The organism is Bacillus fungorum (assembly GCF_002746455.1).
Classification (GTDB): domain Bacteria; phylum Bacillota; class Bacilli; order Bacillales; family Bacillaceae_G; genus Bacillus_A; species Bacillus_A fungorum.
In genome coordinates this window covers 1-1,528 of record NZ_NWUW01000110.1, presented here as the reverse complement: position 1 = coordinate 1,528, position 1,528 = coordinate 1, and the positions used below count along the sequence as shown (strand labels likewise).

Below are 1,528 nucleotides of genomic sequence, written 5' to 3'. Positions count from 1 at the left end.
AAACGTTTGTCATTAATACATAAAATATTGGGTTGTTCCATATCTAGAATTTCATCTAGATACTTGATGTGCATCACATCACTATCAGCTACTTCAAATCCCGCACCAATAAAATCCTCACGTAAATATGCCGTATATACAGTATCGCTAATAGCTAAAACGATCTTTTTCGTCATAGTTAACCTCCTACACACTCTAACGTTGGATTAAAATCATGTTTTCAATTGGAATTTGTGCCTGAAGATGGACCTTCCCAATAATCTCATTCAGAATATACTCCATTTCAACTTGTTCCATTGCACGTGGAGCGCCAAAATCAGAATTTAGTTTTACTCGTATTTCTAATCGATCTTGTATCTCATGTAAAGGTGTATCAAGATAAAGAATGCTGTAGTATAAAACACCATCTTCAATATTTTTTTGAATCATATCCTTTGTTTGATGAATAAATGTAACCTCAGCAAGCTCAATAAAAGGATTATCAATCGTTACTTTACTGTTCCAATTTAAATTCCAAATCTCGCAGTGTTCTTCCGCATGTACAACAACTCCATTGACAGAAGGCGTAATTGAGAAGAGACGATCTACAGGAACTTTGGTTAACGAAGTACTATCACCCTTCTCTAATTCAAATCCTTTTTCTAATCGCTCATGTTCAAAAGCATATTCAGCACCAGTGAATGCAACTTCGCAAAATACTTGTTCTAACAATGGACGAATCCCCTCATATGTTCGGATAGCAAACACACTAAATTCCTGTGTTTCATCTGTACGAATGATTTCGTACAATTCATATTCAGATGCATTTGCTAAGGCAAAAGGTATATCTTTTATAAAATTCGGATCAGTATATAGATTCTCAGGAATTTGTGTTTCAGGATGATGTATAAACTCAAGGCATAATTGATACCCTTTTAAAAATGCATTCTTAACAGCTGCAGGGAATAGAGTTTCAAAACGCTTTACGTTGTTTTTAAACGTTTTTTCTTCAATTTCGTTATTAAATTCTCTTTCTTGTAAAATATTTGCTTTATTCCCTAGTAATAAAAAGTAGTGATTAATAATGCGACTAATATTCTCCTCAAATGCTGCATTGTCCTCACAATACTTTGTAAATCGTTCTTTACTCATGTTCACAATTTCATTCATAATGACAAATTCTCCCTTTTTCTTGTTATTTATACAAAAAAAGACACACCGATGGCAGGTTATGTGCCTTCGGTGTGTCCGTTTAGCTAGAAATTAAATCTATTAATTTGTATATTTCTCTTAGTTAATTGTTGTTCACGTATAAGAATACCTCTATGGATTTTAAAAGTCAATAGATTAATTACCTCCTTGTAAACTTATATTTATTCCTTCTTTCTATTTTTCTATGTATTTAATCTAAAAAAATACAAGTAATTAAATATAAATAATCACAAGTATTTTATATACAAACAACAAGAAATATATATAACTAAACTCAATTATTAATTATAAAGAGATTCAGCAAACACCTCTAAAGCCTTGTATTACATACGTTCCT

Annotated in this window: 1 protein-coding gene; it reads right to left on the bottom strand. The window is 31.5% G+C overall.

The annotated features are described in order from the left end of the window. Positions 1-195: 195 nt before the first annotated feature. Positions 196-1,149, bottom strand: a complete 954-nt coding sequence (locus CO726_RS30845; RefSeq protein WP_099686816.1) for a hypothetical protein — start codon at positions 1,147-1,149, stop codon at positions 196-198. Positions 1,150-1,528 lie beyond the last annotated feature (379 nt).

Excerpts from the sequence above, each read along its gene's own strand:
- CO726_RS30845 (WP_099686816.1), bottom strand. The coding sequence starts at position 1,149 with ATGAATGAAATTGTGAACATGAGTAAAGAACGATTTACAAAGTATTGT.